This window comes from Roseateles sp. GW823-FHT07B05, from assembly GCF_058794515.1.
The window spans coordinates 209372-223338 of the sequence record NZ_JBXAGX010000005.1 but is presented as its reverse complement, the minus strand read 5'-3'; the positions used below and the strand labels follow the sequence as shown (position 1 = coordinate 223338).

General features: G+C 72.8%; 15 protein-coding genes. 7 read left to right on the top strand and 8 right to left on the bottom strand.

The window, feature by feature from the left end:
* The first annotated feature begins 11 nt into the window (after positions 1 to 11).
* Entirely contained in the window at positions 12 to 857 is an 846-nt protein-coding gene (locus AC1Q7O_RS13430; protein ID WP_492659602.1) for a septal ring lytic transglycosylase RlpA family protein, read from the top strand.
* A gap of 10 nt (positions 858 to 867) precedes the next feature.
* Here the strand turns inward: AC1Q7O_RS13430 and AC1Q7O_RS13425 are convergent, their stop codons facing one another.
* Positions 868 to 1428, bottom strand: a complete 561-nt coding sequence (locus AC1Q7O_RS13425; protein WP_492659603.1) for a peroxiredoxin-like family protein — start codon at positions 1426 to 1428, stop codon at positions 868 to 870.
* A 97-nt stretch (positions 1429 to 1525) separates the two neighbouring features.
* Between AC1Q7O_RS13425 and AC1Q7O_RS13420 the strand changes: the two genes are divergently transcribed.
* Positions 1526 to 2140 (top strand): TetR/AcrR family transcriptional regulator, encoded by a 615-nt coding sequence (locus AC1Q7O_RS13420; RefSeq protein WP_492659604.1) that lies wholly within the window; start codon positions 1526 to 1528, stop codon positions 2138 to 2140.
* Here AC1Q7O_RS13420 and AC1Q7O_RS13415 read toward each other — a convergent pair.
* Positions 2098 to 2847: an SDR family oxidoreductase gene (locus AC1Q7O_RS13415; protein WP_492659605.1), complete on the bottom strand. Its 750-nt coding sequence runs from the start codon at positions 2845 to 2847 to the stop codon at positions 2098 to 2100. The two genes, AC1Q7O_RS13420 and AC1Q7O_RS13415, sit on opposite strands and share 43 nt — an antisense overlap.
* Positions 2848 to 2891: 44 nt before the next feature.
* Here AC1Q7O_RS13415 and AC1Q7O_RS13410 point away from each other — a divergent pair, with 44 nt between their 5' ends.
* The 4 genes from AC1Q7O_RS13410 (at position 2892) to AC1Q7O_RS13395 (ending at position 6742) form a co-directional block, all read left to right on the top strand.
* Positions 2892 to 4079 carry a GGDEF domain-containing protein gene (locus AC1Q7O_RS13410; RefSeq protein ID WP_492659606.1) on the top strand — a complete coding sequence of 396 codons (1188 nt, stop codon included), beginning with the start codon at positions 2892 to 2894 and terminating at the stop codon, positions 4077 to 4079.
* Entirely contained in the window at positions 4076 to 5233 is a 1158-nt protein-coding gene (locus tag AC1Q7O_RS13405) for a GGDEF domain-containing protein (RefSeq protein WP_492659607.1), read from the top strand. The genes AC1Q7O_RS13410 and AC1Q7O_RS13405 overlap by 4 nt, the downstream gene beginning before the upstream one ends.
* Positions 5234 to 5328: 95 nt before the next feature.
* Positions 5329 to 5802 (top strand): hypothetical protein, encoded by a 474-nt coding sequence (locus AC1Q7O_RS13400; protein ID WP_492659608.1) that lies wholly within the window; start codon positions 5329 to 5331, stop codon positions 5800 to 5802.
* 4 nt (positions 5803 to 5806) lie between these two features.
* Entirely contained in the window at positions 5807 to 6742 is a 936-nt protein-coding gene (locus AC1Q7O_RS13395; RefSeq protein WP_492659609.1) for an NAD(P)-dependent oxidoreductase, read from the top strand.
* Between the two features lie 3 nt (positions 6743 to 6745).
* On the opposite strand, the gene AC1Q7O_RS13390 is transcribed toward AC1Q7O_RS13395, so the two are convergent.
* From AC1Q7O_RS13390 to AC1Q7O_RS13375, 4 genes are all read right to left on the bottom strand, one after another.
* A complete protein-coding gene (locus AC1Q7O_RS13390; protein WP_492659610.1) occupies positions 6746 to 6979 on the bottom strand; it encodes a hypothetical protein in 234 nt (77 codons plus the stop codon).
* Between the two features lie 138 nt (positions 6980 to 7117).
* Positions 7118 to 9487 carry an ATP-binding cassette domain-containing protein gene (locus tag AC1Q7O_RS13385; protein WP_492659611.1) on the bottom strand — a complete coding sequence of 790 codons (2370 nt, stop codon included), beginning with the start codon at positions 9485 to 9487 and terminating at the stop codon, positions 7118 to 7120.
* A gap of 173 nt (positions 9488 to 9660) precedes the next feature.
* On the bottom strand, positions 9661 to 10068 hold the full coding sequence (locus AC1Q7O_RS13380; RefSeq protein WP_492659612.1) for a VOC family protein: 408 nt from the start codon (positions 10066 to 10068) through the stop codon (positions 9661 to 9663).
* 91 nt (positions 10069 to 10159) lie between these two features.
* Entirely contained in the window at positions 10160 to 10567 is a 408-nt protein-coding gene (locus AC1Q7O_RS13375) for a helix-turn-helix transcriptional regulator (protein WP_492659613.1), read from the bottom strand.
* Positions 10568 to 10656: 89 nt separating this feature from the next.
* Here AC1Q7O_RS13375 and AC1Q7O_RS13370 point away from each other — a divergent pair, with 89 nt between their 5' ends.
* Entirely contained in the window at positions 10657 to 11868 is a 1212-nt protein-coding gene (locus AC1Q7O_RS13370) for an erythromycin esterase family protein (RefSeq protein WP_492659614.1), read from the top strand.
* Here AC1Q7O_RS13370 and AC1Q7O_RS13365 read toward each other — a convergent pair whose 3' ends face one another.
* Positions 11869 to 13368, bottom strand: a complete 1500-nt coding sequence (locus AC1Q7O_RS13365; protein ID WP_492659615.1) for a sulfatase-like hydrolase/transferase — start codon at positions 13366 to 13368, stop codon at positions 11869 to 11871. It lies immediately after the preceding gene.
* Positions 13369 to 13469: 101 nt separating this feature from the next.
* Positions 13470 to 13967 (bottom strand): hypothetical protein, encoded by a 498-nt coding sequence (locus AC1Q7O_RS13360; RefSeq protein WP_492659616.1) that lies wholly within the window; start codon positions 13965 to 13967, stop codon positions 13470 to 13472.

Below are 13967 nucleotides of genomic sequence, written 5' to 3'. Positions count from 1 at the left end.
CGGCCCTGGCCTTGCTGCTGCTCGCCCTGCTGACCGGCTGCGCCACCCGCACGCCCGCGCCCGCCGACCGCGACGGCCCGCAGCCCAACCCGCCGGCCGAACTGACCAAGGTGCCCGACGCCGTGCCGCGCGTGGAGCCCATCCGCGTGGGTGGCCCCAACAAGCCCTACGAGGTGCTGGGCGAGCGCTACCTGCCCCTCACCGGCGACGATCCCTACCTGGACCGCGGCCTGGCCTCCTGGTACGGCCGCAAGTTCCACGGCCGGCCCACGGCCAGCGGCGAGGTCTACAACATGTACGCGATGACGGCGGCGCACCCGACGCTGCCCATCCCCAGCTACGCCCGCGTGCGCAACCCGGCCAACGGCCGCGAGGTCATCGTGCGCGTCAACGACCGCGGGCCGTTCCACAAGGGCCGCGTCATCGACCTGAGCTACACCGCCGCGCTGAAGCTGGACCTGCTGCGCGGCGTGGCGCCGGTGGAGGTGCGGCGCATCACCTACGCCGAGATCCGCGCCGGCAGCTGGGGCAAGCCCGCCAGCGAGCCGCCCCCCGTCTTCGTGCCCGAACCGACGCCCGGCGCGCCGCAGCGCGACACCACGGCCACGCTGGCCTCCGCCGGCAGCGGCATCTGGCTGCAGTTCGGCGCCTTCGCCCGGCTGGACGGCGCCGAGGCGCTGCGCCAGAAGGTCGCCGAGGCCGACCTCAGCCTGCTGCCGCTGCTGACGATCGTGCGCGAGGCGGGCCTGCACCGGCTGCGCGCCGGCCCGTTCCCGAGCGTCGACGAGGCCCGCGCGTCGGCCGCGCGGCTGCGCGACGAAGGCGGCGTGGAGTCCACGCTGGTCGAGAAGCGCTGACCAGGGTCTGTCAACCCACCGGCTGCGGCCGTGCGGCGGCCGGCGCGCCCAGCGCCGCCTCCAGGGCGGCGATGGACACGTGGTCGCTGAGGTGGCGGCCGTAGTGCGCGATGACGACGCGGCCGTCACGGTCGATCAGGAAGTCGGCCGGCGTGCGGTCGACAGGCCCGTCGATGCGGCCGGGCAGGAAGCCAGCCGCGAACGCGCGCAGCGCCGCCGCAATCGTGGGCCAGCGCAGCATCGCGGCCCAGCCGCGCTCGACGCCGTAGCGGCGGTACAGCACCAGGCCCGGGTCTGCCACCAGCGGGAACGGCGCATCCTGCCGGCCCACGTAGCGGCCGATGCCGGCTGCATCCGACTGGAACACGCCCACCACGGCCAGCCCCAGCGCCTCCAGCGCCGGCGCCGCCTGCCGGAGGTCGCGCACCCTCAGGTTGCAGACGGGGCAGGACGCATACCGGTAGAACGACAGCAACACGGGCCGGCCACGCAGGGCCTGCAGCGACAGCGGCCGGCCGAAGACATCGGTTGTCTGCACATCGGGCGCCAGCTGGCCCACTTGAATCCGCATGACTCTTCCTTGTTTTGGACGGTCGACCAACCTTATCAGGTCGATCGTCCAAAAACAAGCCGGTTGCCGGACACACGCTGCTACGATGGCTGGCGCCATGGATGACCCGACAGCCTCCCCACCCAGCGGCCGCGACCGCATCGTCGACGCGGCGCTGCGGCTGTTCGAGGCGCGCGGCTATGCCTCGACGTCGATTGCCGACGTGGCGGCCGAGGCTGGCATGCTCAAGGGCAACCTGGCCTACTACTTCCCCACCAAGCCCGCGCTGCTGGATGCCGTGCTGCGCAGCCGTCAGGCCGAGCTGGAGCTCGCGCTGGCCGTGCCCGCCGATGCCACGCCGGCCGAGGCGATCGACCGGCTGCTGTGCTACGTCGAAGCACATGCCGCGGACGTGGCCGGCACGGGCTGCCCGGTCGGCAGCCTCGCCACGGAGCTGGGCAAGCTCGACGACCAGCTGCACCGCCCCGCGGCCGGCCTGCTGCTGGGGCTGCTGGGCTGGCTGCAGCAGCAGTTCGCTCGCGCGCTGCCGGCACCAGACGCGCAGGCCTGCGCCGAGCATTTGCTGTCGGTGCTGCAGGGTGCCGCCGTGCTGGCCCAGGCGGCGCGCGACCCGGACGTCATCCAGCGCCAGGTGGCCGCCGGCCGCGCGTGGACAGCCTCGGTGCTCGCCTACCGCCCGCCCGCCACGTCCAGCAGCGCGCCCACCGTGTAGCTGGCCGCGTCGGACAGCAGCCACACGATCGCCTCGGCGATCTCCTCGGGCCGCCCCAGGCGCTGGATGGGAATGCTGCCCGCTGCGCCGGATGCGTCCATGCCGCTGGCGGCGTGGATGTCGGTCTCGATGATGCCCGGCCGCACGCCGTTCACGCGGATGCCCTCGGCGATCAGCTCCCGGGCCAGGCCCTTGGTCAGCGTGTCCACCGCGCCCTTGGTGGCAGCGTAGTCCACGTAGATGCCGGCCGAGCCGAACTCCGCCGCGCGCGAGCTGAGGTTGACGATGGCGCCGCCCGCGCCGCCGCGCGCCGTGCTCATGCGCTGCGCAGCCTGCTGGCAGCACAGCAGCGTGCCCATCACGTTGACGTCGAACAGCCGGCGCCAGCGCGCGGGGGTCATGTCTTGCAGCCGCGCCTGCGGGGCAACGATGCCGGCGTTGTTGACCAGCCCCTTCAGCCGCCCGCCGGCCTCGTCCAGGCGCTCGAACATGCGGGCGACCTGCACCTCGTCGGCCACATCGGCCTGCAGCGTCAACACCCGCCGGCCCAGCCCGTGCAATCTGGCCGCCAAGGCCTCGGCGGCGGCGCTATCCTGCGCATAGTTGATGGCCACGTCCCAGCCGGCCTCGGCGCAGCGCCAGGCCGTGGCTGCACCGATGCCGCGCGATCCCCCGGTGATCAAGACCCAATCCGACATGGGCGGCATTGTGGACTTGACGGTGACAGCGCCGCACCCAAAACGCGAGCTGCATGGATTTCCTCGACGTCCCGACGGTCCTCAAGGTCAGTGCCCTCTTCAACCTGATGGCGGCGCTCGCCTGGCTGACGCTGGCGCAGGCGTTCCGCATCGCGCCGCGCGCGGGCCGGCTGATGGCGGCCGCGCACCTGCTGCGGCTGGCGACACAGGACTACGGCAACCACCTGGCCGGCTGGCCCGACCTGCTGCGCCAGGCCGTGCCGGAGTACGGGCTGCTGGGCGGCATGGTGCTGCTGCTGCTGGCGCTGCGCCGCATGCTGCGCAGCCGCCGGCGCCCGCACGACATCGCCTGGATCGCCGGCCTCGGCGCGCTGGCCATCGCGGCCGGCCTGGCCAGCGGCTCGGCGCTGGCACCCGAGCTGGCCGGCACGGCCGCCGCCACCGCGCTGGCGCTGCTGTCCGTGCGCGAGGTGATGCACGGCGCGGGCAGCCAGCTGTCGCGTGTCGTCGCCATCGCCACGACGACGCCCTTCGCGCTGCTGGCGCTGATGAGCCTGGCCCACGGCGCCGAGCTGCTGCTGCAGCCCGACCTGCACGGCCATCTGCTGCACGGCGAGCTGCCGTCCCCGGCGCGCGCGGTGCTGTGGTTCGTCGTCACGGCGGCCATCACGCTCAGCCTCATCGCGCTGATGATCTGGCGCGTGGTCATGCGCATCCAGCACCTGACCTACCGCGACCCGCTGACCGGCGCCCTCAACCGCCGCGCCTTCGAGCAGGCGCTCATCGACGCGCAGGCGCAGCTGCAGCGCGGCCACGGCTTCGCGCTGGCGATGATCGACATCGACCACTTCAAGCGCATCAACGACGAGCACGGCCACCCGGCCGGCGACGCGGCGCTGCAGCACTGCGTGCGCATCTGGCAGGCCGGCCTGCGCGAGGTGGACCGGCTGGGCCGGCTGGGCGGTGAGGAGTTCTGCGCGCTGCTGCCGCTGGCGCCGGCCGGTGACCTCGCCACGGCCGCCACCGTGGCCGAGCGGCTGCGCGCCAGCCTGGCGGGCCAGGCGCTGCAGTGGAACGGGCTGTCCCTGCCGCTGACGGCCAGCTTCGGCGTGGCGCTGCCGGTGGCGGGTGACGCCGAAGGCGAGATCGGCCTGGCGCGCGCCGACGCCGAGCTCTACCGCGCCAAGGCCGAGGGCCGCAACCGCGTCTGCGTCGCGACGCACCTGCAGGCCTCGCCATGATCACGCCGGCCCAGACGCTGACGCTGCTCGGCGCCATCATCCTGGCGGCAGGCATGGCCGCTCTGGTGTGGCTGTCGCTGGCGTTCATCGCGCGCATCGCGCCGCGCGCTTCCTGCATCATGGCCGGCGCCAACGTGGCCGCCGCGCTGTCGCTGACGCTGCATGCGCTGCGCGGCGCGCTGCCCGACGAGCTGACCTACCGCGCCGGCGACGTGCTGGCCCTGTCGTCCTTCGCGCTGCTGGCCGTGGCGGTGTCGGCCATCCTGGACCGCCGCCCGACCTGGAAGCCGGCCGCCGCCACCGTGCTCGCCACGGCCGGCGTGCTGGCGCTGCTGCCCTACGACGGCGACCTGCGCTGGGAGGCCCGCATCGTCAACTTCGGCGGTGCCGCGCTGACGCTGGCCGCGGCGCTGTCGACCTGGCGCCGGCTGCGGGCCGCCCACGGGCGGCGCACGCCCGCCGGGCTGGCGCTGCCGCTGTTCCTCATCGCCGCGCTGATGGCGGCGCGCGGGCTGGAGACCTTCGTCAACCCCGGCCGCACGCCGGACATGCGCCTGCCCACCGAGTTCAACCTCGCCTTCCTGTGGGCCGCGCTGGTGCTGACGCTGCTGCAGAACGCGACGCTGGCCTTCCTCGTGCTGATGCGGCTCATCCTGCGCATCGAGCGGCTGCTGGAGCGCGACCCGCTGACCGACACGCTGAACCGCCGCGCGTTCGACCAGGCGCTGGACCACGCCCACGCCTGGCTCCGGCGCGGCCGCGGCTACGCGCTGGTCATGATCGACATGGACCGCTTCAAGCAGCTCAACGACACGCTGGGCCACGCCGCCGGCGACGCGGCGCTGCGCCAGATGGTGCGCGAACTGCAGCCCTGCCTGCGCGAGGTGGACCGGCTGGGCCGCCTGGGCGGCGAGGAGTTCTGCGTGCTGCTGCCCGACACCGACATCGCCGGCGCCGCGCTGGTGGCCGAGCGCATGCGCGCGCTGGTGCACGCCACGCCGCTGCGCTGGCTGGAGCAGGACTGGCCGCTGAGCGCCAGCTTCGGCATTGCCGAGGCCGAGCGCGGCGATGCCGACGGCGCCGCCTTGCTGGCCCGCGCCGACCAGGCCCTCTACCGCGCCAAGCACCAGGGGCGCAACGTCGTCCAGGCCTGAAATGGCACAGCCCCTCGTCCAGTCCCGCACCGCTGAACGCGGGCCGGCTTGGGAGCGGCCCGGCGCTCGGCCCAAACACCACCACCGCCGCCGACATGACAGCCACCGACACCACGCAGACGCTGCTCGACTTCCTCACCGGCATCGGCATCGCCGTGCGCGAGGGCCCCGTGCCGGCCGGCAGCTTCCTGCCCGGCATCCGGCTGGAGGCCGGCACGCTGGTGGTGGACCGCGCCGCGCTGCGCTGGCCGGGCGACCTGCTGCACGAGGCCGGCCACATCGCGACGACGCCGGCCGCGCTGCGGGCGGCGCTGGACGACCGCATCGAGGACGACCCCGGCGTTCCCCACCGCGGCGAGGCCGAGGCCACCGCCTGGGCCTGGGCCGCGCTCGTGCACCTGGGGCTGCCGGCCGGGCTGCTGTTCCACGGTGGCGGCTACCAGGGCCACTCGGCGGGGCTGGCGCTGACCTATTCCCTGGGCGTCTACCCCGGCGCCGCCGGCCTCACACGGGCCGGGCTGGCGGCACCGGGCGAGTACCCGCGGCTGCTGCGCTGGCTGAGAAACTAGGCCCATGAACGACACCTTGCTGCTGCTGATCCCCATTGCCGCCGACCACAAGCCCCTGCTGCTGGAACGCTTTCGCGTCATCGAAGCGCCGGACGCGGCCACGCGCGCGGCCGCCGTCACCCGGCACGCGGCGGACATCGACTTCGTGCTGACCAACGGCGCGGTGGGCTTCACCGCCGCCGAGATCGCCACCCTGCCCCGCCTCAAGCTGGTGGCCGCGCTGGGCGCCGGCTTCGAGAACCTGGATGTCGCGGCGGCCAGGGAACGCGGCGTGGCCGTCTGCAACGGCGCCGGCACCAATGACGACTGCGTGGCCGACCACGCACTGGCGCTGCTGCTGGGCAGCCTGCGCGCGCTGCCACAGCAGGGCGCCGCGCTGCGGGCCGGCGTGTGGCGCGACGCGCTGCCGCTGTACCCCGACTGCATGGGCCGTCGGCTCGGCGTCATCGGCCTGGGCGCCATCGGCCGCAAGATCGCGACACGCGCCGCGGCCTTCGGCATGACGCTGGGCTATCACAACCGCCGCCCGCGCGACGACGCCGGCGATGCGCGCTGGTTCGACAGCCCCGCGGCGCTGGCCGCCTGGGCCGACGATCTCGTCGTCGCGACGCCCGGCGGCGCGGGCACGCGGCACATCGTCGACGCCGCTGTGCTGGCCGCGCTGGGCGCCGGCGGGCATGTGGTGAACATCGCGCGCGGCAGCTGCGTGGACACGGCCGCGCTGGCTGCGGCGCTGCGCAGCGGGCAGATCGCCGGCGCGGCGCTGGACGTCTACGACAGCGAGCCCCGCCCGCCGCAGGAGCTGGTGGACCTGCCCAACGTCATCCTGACGCCGCATGTGGCGGGTTGGTCGCCGCAGTCGGTGCGCGCGTCGGTGCGGAACTTCATCGCCAACGTGGACGCGCTGCAGCGCGGCGAGCCGCTGCCCACGCCGCTGTGAGCGTCAGCGGCGGCGCGGCCGCTCGATGATCTCGGCTTCCGCCATCGGGCCGTAGACGCGGTGACTGCCCTCTTCCAGCGCCTTCTCGACGAAACGGCGCGGCAGCGGCTGGGTCACGTCCGCGGGCAGCGGCGGCAGTTGGTCGAACTGGAGCATGGGCTCGGCCGCCCGCTCGACGGGGCGGCGCCGCGCGGCCAGCGCATCCAGCAGGCGCAAGGGCGTAAGCAGTGTCTTCATGACGGTCAGCGTTGAAGGGGGCTTAAGGCAACAGACGCCATTGATGCCGGTACAGCGACAGGCTGGCGGCGCGTCGAGTTTGTCGCGCCCGCCGCGCGCCGGCAAGCGGAGTTGCCCCCTCGCCCCGGGGTGGTGCACTCACCCGCGCACGTAGCCCGCCAGGTGCTGGCCGGTCAGCGTCTTCTGCCTGGCCTTCACCAGCGCCGCCGGCGTGCCCTCGAAGACGACCCGGCCACCGTCGTGCCCGGCGCCGGGGCCCAGGTCGATGAGCCAGTCGGCATGGGCCATGACGGCCTGGTGGTGCTCGACGACGATGACGGACTTGCCGGCGTCCACCAGCCGGTCCAGCAGCGCCAGCAGCTGCGCCACGTCGGCCAGGTGCAGGCCGGTGGTGGGCTCGTCCAGCACGTAGACGTCGCCCTTCTCGGCCATCTGCGTGGCGAGCTTGAGGCGCTGGCGCTCGCCGCCCGACAGCGTCGTCAGCGGCTGGCCCAGGCGCAGGTAGCCCAGGCCCACGTCGGCCAGCCGGGCCAGGATGGCCTGCGCTGCCGGCACCCTGGCCTGCGCGAAGAACGCCGTGGCTTCGCTGACCGGCATCGCCAGCACCTCGGCGATGTCGCGGCCGGCCAGCTTGTGGGCCAGCACGGCGGGCTGGAAGCGCTTGCCCTCGCAGTCCTCGCAGGGCGTCGCGACGCTGGCCAGCGGGCCCAGGTCCGTGAAGATGACGCCCGCGCCGTTGCAGGCCGGGCAGGCGCCTTCGGAGTTGGCGCTGAACAGCGCCGGCTTCACGCCGTTGGCCTTGGCGAAAGCGCTGCGGATGGGATCGAGGAGGCCGGAGTAGGTGGCCGGGTTGCTGCGCCGCGAGCCGCGGATGGCGGCCTGGTCGATGGTGACGACGCCGGGCTGCTTCGCGACCGAACCGTGGACCAGCGAGCTCTTGCCCGAGCCCGCCACACCGGTGACGACGACGAGCACGCCCAGCGGGATGTCGACATCGACGGACTGCAGGTTGTGCGTGCTGGCACCGCGCACCTCCAGTGCACCGGTGGGCTTGCGCACATCGGTCTTCAGCGCTGCGCGGTCGTCCAGGTGCCGGCCGGTCAGCGTGCGGCCCTTGCGCAACCCGGCCACATCGCCCTCGTAGACGATCTGGCCGCCCGCCGAACCGGCGCCGGGGCCGAGGTCGATGACGTGGTCGGCAATGGCGATGACCTCGGGCTTGTGCTCGACGACCAGCACCGTGTTGCCCTTGTCACGCAGCCGCAGCAGCAGCTCGTTCATGCGCTGGATGTCGTGCGGGTGCAGGCCGATGGTGGGCTCGTCGAACACATAGGTCACGTCGGTCAGCGGCGAGCCGAGGTGGCGGATCATCTTGGTGCGCTGCGCCTCGCCGCCGCTCAGCGTGCCCGACGGCCGATCGAGCGACAGATAGCCCAGGCCGATCTCGACAAACGCATCCAGCAGGTGCTGCAGCGCCTTCAGCAGCGGCGCCACGGACGGCTCCTTCAGCGTGCGAACCCAGCCGGCAAGGTCACTGATCTGCAGCGCGCAGGCGTCGGCAATGCTGAGCTTGCCGACCTTGCTGGAACGCGCCGCTTCGGACAGCCGCGTGCCGCCGCAGTCGGGGCAGGTGGTGAACGTGATGGCACGTTCGACGAAGGCGCGGACGTGCGGCTGCAGCGCGTCCACGTCCTTGGACAGGAAGGATTTCTGGATGGACGGGATCAGCCCCTGGTAGGTGAGGTTGATGCCGTCGACCTTGATCTTGGTGGCCTCCTTGTGCAGCAGGTCATGCAGTTCGCGCTTGGTGAACCTGGCGATGGGCTTGTCGGCGTCGAAGAAGCCGCAGCCGCGGAAGATGCGGCCGTACCAGCCGTCCATGCTGTAGCCGGGGATGGTGACGGCGCCGTCGTTGAGGGACTTGCTGGCGTCGAACAGCTGCGTCAGGTCGAAGTCGCTGACGGCGCCCATGCCCTCGCAGCGCGGGCACATGCCGCCCAGGCGGTTGAAGGTCTGCCTGACGGCCTGGCTGGCGTCACCCTTGTCGACGGTGATGACGCCGGTGGCCTGGACCGACGGCACGTTGAACGCGAATGCGCTGGGCGGCCCGATGTGCGGCCGGCCCAGGCGGCTGAACAGGATGCGCAGCATCGCGTTGGCGTCCGTCACGGTACCGACGGTGGAGCGCGCGTTGGCGCCCAGGCGCTCCTGGTCCACGAGGATGGCCGTGGTGATGCCGTCCAGCACATCCACGTCGGGCCGCGCCAGCGTGGGCATGAAGCCCTGCACGAAGGCGCTGTAGGTCTCGTTGATGAGCCGCTGCGACTCGGCCGCGATGGTGCCGAACACCAGCGAACTCTTGCCCGACCCCGACACGCCGGTGAACACCGTGAGCCGCCGCTTGGGGATGTCGACGCTGACGTCCTGAAGGTTGTTCTCGCGCGCGCCCTGCACGCGGATGAGGTCGTGGCTGTCGGCCGGAGCCGGAGTCGTCTTCTTCGTTGCCATCGTGTCAGTCTTCAGGTTGCTGCGTGCGTTAAACGCGGACCGGCGCCGGGCCGCCCCAAGCCGGCCCGCAGGCGATGTGCGTTCGGCTCCATGCCGAACGCATCGCCGTCCCCTCGGGGGACCGGCTGGGCTTGCCCGCGTTCAGCGAGGCAAGACCAGACGAGGGGTCAACGTCACTGCTGTTGGATCCGGATCAAGTTGCCCGCCGGGTCGCGCACGGCGCAATCCCGCACGCCGTAGGGCTGGTCGGTGGGCTCCTGCACGATGTCGGCGTCAGACGCCTGCAGCTTGTCGAACGTGGCGGCCAGGTCGGGCGTGGCGAACAGGATCATGCCGAACGTGCCCTTGGCCATCATCTCGGCAATGGTGCGCTGCTCGTCGTCGGTGATGCCGGGCGTGGCCTGCGGCGGGTACAGCACGATGGACGTGCCGGGCTGGCCCTTGGGGCCCACGGTGAGCCAGCGCATGCCGCCGTAGCCCACGTCCTTGCGCAGCTCGAAACCGAGTACGTCGCGGCAGAAGGCCAGCGAGGTCTCGGCATCGCTGTGGGGCAGGAAGGTGGCGTGGATGCTGAGGTCCATGGTCTGCGTCCTTGAGGCTTGGCGGAAGTGCTGGAAGCCAGTCTAGGTTTGGGCCACCGGCCGCGCTTCTTGATTCCTGATCGATTGCCGTTCATCCGCGGATGGGCCGCATCACCTGCTTGTAGACACAGGACGGCAGCCCCTCGGCATCGCCGGCGTTGTCGCGCCTGTAGACGCTGGGCGGCACGCCCACCAGCTCGGTGAAGCGGGTGCTGAACGTGCCCAGCGACGCGCAGCCCACCTCGAAGCAGACCTCGGTGACGCTCAGGTCACCGCGCCGCAGCAGGGCCATCGCGCGCTCGATGCGGCGCGTCATCAGGTACGCGTAGACCGACTCGCCATAGGCCGCGCGGAACTGCCGGCTCAGATGGCCGGCCGACATGCCGATGAACTGCGCCAACGCCTCCACGTCCAGCGGCTTGGCGTAGTCGCGGTCGATGCGGTCGCGCACGCGGCGCAGGCGGGCGAGGTCGCGCAGATGGGTGTCGGGCGTGGCCATGCCGGCAGGATAGCCAGCACCACGCCCCCCGTTAAGACAACGCAAAGACAGCCTCCCTATGCTGCGCGCAACCCGGGAGGCGAGGCAGCATGGACAGGCGATGGACGAGGTGGGCGGCGCTGGCGCTGATGGCGACGAGCGGCGCGGCGATGGCCGCCGAGACGACCGAGGCGGTGCGCGCCCGCATGCAGCCGATGGCGGCGGCGTCGGCCGCCGAGCTGACGGATGCGCAGCTGCAGGCCTTCGGCGACGCGGTGGGCAACGCGCGCGTCGTCGCGTTGGGCGAGCAGACGCACGGCGGGCTGCAGGAGTTCCAGGTGCGCCAGCGGCTGCTGCGCTATCTGCACGAGAAGAAGGGCTTCGACGTGCTGCTCATCGAGAGCGGCATCTTCGACACCGCCCTGCTGCAGGACGCGCTGCGGCGCGGCGACAAGCTGGACACGCTGTCGCCGGGCAACATCTTTTACATGTACGCCAGGACCGACGCCGGCCGCGAGCTGATGCGCTACGTGGACGACGCCCAGGCCGGCCCGCGGCCGCTGCGGCTGTCGGGCATCGACAGCCAGCTCAGCGGGGCCTACAGCCGCACGCAGTTGCTGCCGCGGCTGCGCGCGCAGCTGACGGGCGACACGGCGGACTGGCCGCTCTTCGAGCGCCTGGCCGGCCGCCTCATGCAGATGGACCGCACCGCGCCGCCGCCGGCCGAGCAGCGGGCGTTCGACACCACCGCCGCACGGCTGCGCCAGGCCCTGCGCGCACCGGACGCGGACAACGACCGCGGCCTGCTGTGCCGCAGCCTGGACGGCCTGCAGGCCCAGGCCGCCGGCTTCTGGCGCGGCGACTACCAGCGCGACCGCGCGATGGCCGACAACGTGCTGTGGCAGCTCAGGCACGAGCACCCCGGCCGCAAGGTGGTGCTGTGGGGGCACATCATCCACCTGGCGCGCGGCGTGAAGTTCGATGACACGCACCGCTTCGCCGGCGACATCCTCGGCGAGACGCTGGGGCGCGACTACTTCGTCGTCAACATGACGGCGCTGCAGGGCAGCTACCTCGACTTCGTGACGGGCGAGCCGCAGCCCATCGCCGCGGCCTACCCCAACAGCCTGGAGCTGGCCTTCGCCAGCCACAACGCACCGTTCGCCTTCCTGCATGCACCCAAGCGCATGGACGCGGGCTTCTCTGCGCGCAGCACCGAGTTCAGCTTCGGTCTGCCGCTGGGCGGCGGCGTGGGCCTGGGCGCACAGTGGGACGGCACCTTCTACGTGCGCGACATGGCGCCGGTGAAGCTGGTGCGTTGATCAGGTCTCGTTGAGCCACAGCCGCTGGAACAGCGGCGAGCGGCAGGACAGCCGGCCGTCGACATGCGCCATGCCTTCGCGCTCGATCAGCGTGGGGCTGCGGTCTTCGGCCAGCAGCGACACGCCCAGGCCCAGCCGGTGCTGCGGCGCCCAGCGCAGCCCGATGGCCTCGGCCAGCGTGGGCAACACGTCGACATGCGTGAACTCGCGCCGCTGGTCGTCGCCGGGCAGCCGGCGGCCATCGGCGTCATAACGCTCCAGCGCATGGAAGACGGTGCGGCCGCCAGCCGCGGGCTGCAGGTCGGCGCCCAGCAGCGGCGCCGGGTTCAGGTGGTCGCCCATGATCCACACGACCTTGGGCCGGCCGTCGCGCTGTGCGACGAAGCGTTGCACCAGATGCGTGACGACACGGTCGGTGCAGCGCAGCGACCCGCGCATCAGCTCGACGGGCACGTCGTCCTCATCCTCGTCGGCAGCACGCGCGGCGCCGGTGTCGCAGCCGGGGTCGCGCGCACCGGCGGGGCCGTGCGTGTCGACCGTCAGCAGCAGGCTCGCCCGCGCCTCGCCCGGCGCGCGCGGGCGCTGCATGTCCGCCCACGCCTGCTCGGCAAGGCCGCTGTCCAGCAGCCCCCAGCCACGCGCGGGCACCGGCACGCCCGCGGCGCGCCACTGCTCCGCACCGAAGCGTCGCGTGACGCCATGCTCCTGCAGGAAGTGCCCCTTGCCGGCGAACTTCAGCGACGCGCCGCCGTAGAAGCTCACCTCCCAGCCCTGCCCGGCCAGCACGTCCGTCAGGCACTGCCCGCCCGCGTAGAAGTGGGACGCGTAGTCGTACGCGTGGCGGCTGATGACGCCCACCGGCTGCAGCGGCACGCCGCACAGCGCACTGAACAGGCCGCCCAGCGTCCAGCTCGCGCCGCTGAGGTTGTGCAGCCGGCCCAGCGTCTGCGCGTCGTCCTGCAGCCGCGTCAGCTGCGGCAGCAGCGGCGCCTGGCCGTCGCGGGGGCGGGTGTAGCCCTCATCCAGCGATTCGATGAACACGACGAGCACGTCCGGCTTGACGGCCGGCGCCTGCCAGCCGACCTTGCCGGGGTCCACGTAATGCCGGGCCAGGTAGTCACCGCCGTCGGCCTCGGGCACACAGGGGTCGGCCACCGTCGCATGCACCGACAGCACCGCTCCCGTGCCCAGCGCCGCCAGCAGCGGCAGCCGGTGCGCGCGGCGCAGCCGCCCCAGCAGCAGCAGGCTGAGCAGCGTCAGCGCGACGACGCCGGCCAGGCAGCGCAGGGCGCGCCAGTACAGCCGCGAATCCGCCTCGCCGAGGCCGCCGTGCTGCAGGTGGAACAGCACCTGGTCGGGCGTCACCAGCCCGAAGTAGTGGCGCATGAACCAGCTGGTGCCGACGACGATCCAGAGCGTGAAGACCAGCGCCGCCAGCAGCGTGGCGCGCGGCGGCGCGAGGCGGGAGAAACGGGGGGCGCGGAGGCGGGCGGCGGGCATGGCCGGCGAGTCTGCCGCCGCCGTTTTGCCGCTCCGTCGTCAACACATTGCTGAGTGTTGGCGCCCTGCAAAGGACTGTGAGCGCCCCCGCGCCAGGGCGCTCAGGGCGCCTTGGCCGGCGCCGCCGCCGTGCAGGCCTTGGCCACCGACAGGCCGCGCAGGAAGCCGCGCCGCACGCCGCCGGCCGTGATGGCCGCGTTGACCTGCCTGGCGTAGCGCTCGGCGCCGCTGAGCTTGCGTATCCAGCCGCGGAATGGCACGACGCCCTCGGCCGTGCGCTGCAGCGCGCCGGTGGCGGCGTCCTCGCCGCGCTCCAGCAGGCCGGTGCCGCCCTTGCCGGCCGGCACATCGAGGTCGGGGCCCAGCACCTCGTCCAGCGCATGGATGCCGGCGGCCAGCGCCGGGCAGCTGGTGTCGGCCGGCGCCGCATAGGGCGCGGCCGCGGCGGCCTTCAGCACATCGGGGATGTCGGCACGGACGACGTTGAGGTCACTCAGCGGCGTCGTGGCCGCGTTGGCCACCTTGTCCTGGCTGGAGCTGGCGCAGGCGGTCAGGGCGAGGATGGCGGTGAGCGTGAGGGCGAGGTGGTGTGGGCGCAT